This window comes from Lentilactobacillus sp. TOM.63, from assembly GCF_030361045.1.
Classification (GTDB): Bacteria; Bacillota; Bacilli; order Lactobacillales; family Lactobacillaceae; genus Lentilactobacillus; species Lentilactobacillus dabitei.
On record NZ_JAUCAP010000124.1, the window covers coordinates 1 to 4,466 of the forward strand.

Genomic DNA, 4,466 nt, shown 5'->3' on the forward strand with positions numbered 1-4,466 from the left:
CTGCACGTAAGCACCTCGAACAAAAATTCCAGAACCAGGAATTTCTCTCCGAGGAGACTTACGCTCCGATTGTTAACTGCTTTACTCCGCTCACTGGTTTTAGGACAGCTGCGTAAAGCAACAATCTGCACGTAAGCACCTCGAACAAAAATTCCAGAACCAGGAATTTCTCTCCGAGGAGACTTACGCTCCGATTGTTAACCGCTTTACTCCGCTCACTGGTTTTAGGACAGCTACTCCAAGCAGAAATCTGCGTGTAAGCACCTCGAACAAAAATTCCCAAAACCGGAATTTCCGTTCAAGGAGACTTACCCTCCGATTTCTAACCGCTTGGATCCGCTCACTTTATCTATTAGGAGGATTAATTGATGGTAAAAGTTACTGACGATTATTTAACAAATAAAAAAGAATTTGCTGACGCTAACATTAAGGTTCCCGATTATGATATTAAAGAAAAGACGGGGGCTACTCGTTGGGTTCACTTTGGTGGTGGTAACCTGTTTCGGGCATTTCATGCTGCCATTGCTAACCGCTTGCTTGAATCAGGTGATCTTGATTCTGGAATCGTGGTTGCTGAAACTCATGATCCAGGTGTTGTCGACGATGTCTACAGAAAATTCAATAACCGCATTCTCCGAGTGATTACCCATGAAGATGGCAATTTTGAAAAAGAATTATTTGCCTCAGTTTCAGATGCCCTATACTTCGATCAAAGCAATCCGGACGGCTGGAAAAAACTGTTCAAAATTTTTGAAAATCCAGCGCTGCAATTAGCAACCTTCTCAATTACGGAGAAGGGTTATAACCTTTGGGACAGCCAAGGCAACCTATTGCCAATGGTTCAAGATGATATTAAAAACGGTCCTGAAGCTCCTAAAAACAATATGGCTTCACTAACTTCATTAATGTTTGCCCGCTTTAAAGCCGGTAAATATCCGATGGCTTTGTTAAGCACCGATAATTTCTCCCAGAACGGTGAAAAACTTGAAAAGAGTGTGCTGACAATTGCCGAGGGCTGGGCAGAAAATGGCTTGGTTCCTTCTGAATTCATCGATTACTTAAAGGATGACAAAACTGTCAGTTTCCCACTTTCAATGATTGATCGTATTACGCCAAATCCTTCCGAAGCGGTTTCCGAAAAGCTCAAGGAAGATGGCTTCGATGATTACAAGATTTATCACACCCCAGGCCACACCAACATTGCTGCCTTCACTAACACTGAGGAAGTTCACTATTTAGTTGTTGAAGACGACTTTCCAAATGGCCGACCAGCCTTAGATAAAGCTGGGGTCATCTTGACCGATCGCGACACAGTTAACGATGCCGATGAGATGAAAGTAACCACTTGTTTGAACCCATTGCATACTGCCTTAGCCGTTAACGGTAGCTTACTCGGCTTTAATTCAATTGCTAAAGAAGTTAGTGACAAGGATATGCTCAACTTAATCAAGCAGATTGGATACGTTGAAGGCTTACCAGTTGTTAAGGATCCTAAGGTTATTAACCCTAAGACCTTCATTGATCAACTGGTTAACAAGCGGCTTCCTAATCCTTACATTCCAGATATGCCCCAACGGATTGCTTCAGATACGTCACAGAAGTTATCAGTTCGTTACGGCGTTACTATCCAACATTACATTGATGATCCTAAACGTGATCCAAAGGACCTGCACTTTATTCCGCTTGTTTTGGCAACTTGGTGCCGTTACCTGATGGCCATTGACGACCAAGGCAAGCCGTTTGAACTAAGTCCAGACCCATTGTTGGCAGAATTACAGCCTAAGGTAAGTGACATCAAATTGGGTGAAAAGACCGACGTTCACGCTCACTTGAAAGATATTCTTGCCAACAAGTCAATCTTTGACCATGATCTCTATGCAATCGGCATGGGTGAAACGGTTGAAAATTACTTTGCCCAACAAATTAGTGGTGTGGGTGCCGTTCGCAAGACATTGGAAGACACCTTATCCAAATATGCTCAGAGCATCTAACTAAGATTTCTAAAGAGGAGACTTTATTTATGACTTTATTAAATGACGATTTCTTACTAACCACGCCAATGGCAAAAAAGTTGTTCCACGACCACGCTTCAAAGATGCCGATCATCGATTACCATTGTCATTTGGATCCAAAGGAAATTTATGACAACCGCAGTTATGACAATATTACTCGAATCTGGGTAAATGACGGCAACGTTGGTGACCACTATAAGTGGCGCTTAATGCGGGCCAACGGGGTTCCCGAAGATTTAATTACTGGTGATGGTGACGACTACGAGAAGTTCATCGCTTGGGCTGGTACAATTGAAAAAGCGCTGGGTAATCCATTATATGAATGGACTCACTTGGAATTGAAACGGTTCTTTGGAATTGATGAAGTCTTTAATAAAAAGTCAGCTCCTGATATTTGGAAGAAAGCTAACAAGATGCTGGCAACTGACGACTTCAAGCCCCGCAACTTAATCAAACGCATGAACGTAAAGGCGGTTTGCACCACTGATGACCCAGCTTCTGATCTGAAGTACCACAAGTTGTTGAAGAAAGAAGAGGCTGATAACGGCTTTAAAGTATTGCCGGCAATGCGTCCTGACAAGGCCCTTCACTTAACTGACACGACCTTTGGCGAATACTTGGATCAATTGGCCGATGTTTCCGGTGTTAAGATCGACTCATTCAAACACTTGATGGCAGCTTTGCGTCAGCGCTTTGAATACTTTGAGAGTGTGGGTGGTCGTTTGTCTGATCATGGCTTGAACTTCTTTAGATTTGAAAAAGCCAGTGATGATGAATTAAATGATATTCTTGATCGCGCTCGCCAAAACAAACCATTATCAACTTCAGATATCGACAAATATCAAACAATGTTGGTTGAGAATTTGATGAAGTTAAACAAAGAATTCAACTGGACGATGCAATTCCACATGAATGTTACTCGGAATGCTAACAAGCCAATGTTTAAAAAGTTTGGTCCCGATGGTGGTTTTGATTCCATGGGAACCCAACCAGACATTGCCCAAGAATTCATGAAGTTATTGATTGATATGCAGACTGAAAACGAAATTCCACGGACAATTCTTTACTCCTTAAATCCAAATGACTGGATGGAATTGGCAACCGGTATGGGTGACTTCCAACAAGATGGTGTCCAAAAGCTGCAATTAGGTTGTGCTTGGTGGTTCAACGATACCTTCGATGGTATGAAGCGTCAGTTGACCATGATGGCTGAACAAAGCTTGTTGCCTAACTTTGTAGGAATGCTGACTGATTCACGTAGTTTCTTATCATATCCGCGTCACGAGTACTTCCGTCGAGTATTGTGCAATGTGATCGGCGAATGGGTTGAACGCGGCCAAGCACCTGATGATGAAGATTACCTGGGCCAAATTGTTGAAGATATTTCGTACAACAATGCCTACAATCAATTTGGTTTCTTTAACAAGGACTAGCCGTTAGAAGGGGAGTGCTCCCAATGCAAAAAATTGAAACAAAGCGTTTCAGGGCTGAAATCGATGAACACGGATGTCAATTAACTCATTTGGTGAATAAAGCCGGTGACTTTGATTATATTTGGAACAATGACTTATGGCCCAAACACGCACCGATTTTATTTCCAGCGATTGGCCGTTCCAATGATGATACCTATTTAATTGACGGCAAGAAGTATGAAATGCCGCAGCATGGCTTTGTGGCTGATTTTGACTTTGACGTCGTTGATAAGCAAGCTGATCAAGTTACCTTATCATTGAAGTCAAATGACGCTACCAAGAAATACTATCCCTTTGATTTTGAGCTTAAGGTTACTTTTAGCCTGACTGATGATGGCTTGACGGTTGCCTTTGATGTTCAAAATGATGGCAACACGGATCTTTCCTATTCCTTGGGGTATCACCCAGCATTCAACGTGCCAATTAATGGGGAAGGTTCCTTCGATGATTACCGCTTGGATTTGGCGCCAGCTCAAGATTCCTTAGACACTTACGAGATTGTTAAGAAGCCTAATCCTTACCGTTCTGGTAACGTTGAAAAGCTGCCTGACTATCGCAACGGCGTCGTCGAGTTGGATCATGACATGTTTGCCAAGGGCCTGTTAATTATTAAGAATACGGGTATTAAGACAGTCAAGTTGTCTTCCAAAGCTACTCAGCATGCCGTGACTGTTGATGTTAGTGATTTTGATCATGTTACCTTGTGGACCAAGGAAGGCGCCAACGCACCATTCTTGTGCATTGAGCCATTTAACGGGTTACCTGATGTTTATGGTGATCTGGCTGAATTAAGTTCAAAAGAAGATAATCAACATCTTAAAGCCAACGGTACCAAGAAATATCAAGTAAAAATTGAACTGAAATAGTATTAAATAGATGTAATAATTCAAAGACGGTAATTCTAATGTAAGCACTAAATAACTGGACGTCTACTTCGTAGACGTCTTTTTGAGTACCATAGAATTATTAATTAAGTATGAGG

3 protein-coding genes are annotated in these 4,466 nt (G+C 42.0%); all 3 read left to right on the forward strand.

The genetic code is table 11. The features are described from left to right. The first annotated feature begins 368 nt into the window (after positions 1 to 368). Genes QUF07_RS13335 through QUF07_RS13345 form a run of 3 tightly spaced genes read left to right on the forward strand, consistent with a single transcriptional unit; the run spans position 369 to position 4,350 of the window. Positions 369 to 1,991, forward strand: coding sequence for a mannitol dehydrogenase family protein (locus QUF07_RS13335; protein WP_217165436.1), 1,623 nt, complete (start codon positions 369 to 371; stop codon positions 1,989 to 1,991). A gap of 29 nt (positions 1,992 to 2,020) precedes the next feature. Further along, positions 2,021 to 3,445 carry a glucuronate isomerase gene (uxaC, locus tag QUF07_RS13340; protein ID WP_289427893.1) on the forward strand — a complete coding sequence of 475 codons (1,425 nt, stop codon included), beginning with the start codon at positions 2,021 to 2,023 and terminating at the stop codon, positions 3,443 to 3,445. 23 nt (positions 3,446 to 3,468) lie between these two features. Beyond that, positions 3,469 to 4,350, forward strand: coding sequence for an aldose 1-epimerase family protein (locus QUF07_RS13345; protein WP_289427894.1), 882 nt, complete (start codon positions 3,469 to 3,471; stop codon positions 4,348 to 4,350). Positions 4,351 to 4,466 lie beyond the last annotated feature (116 nt).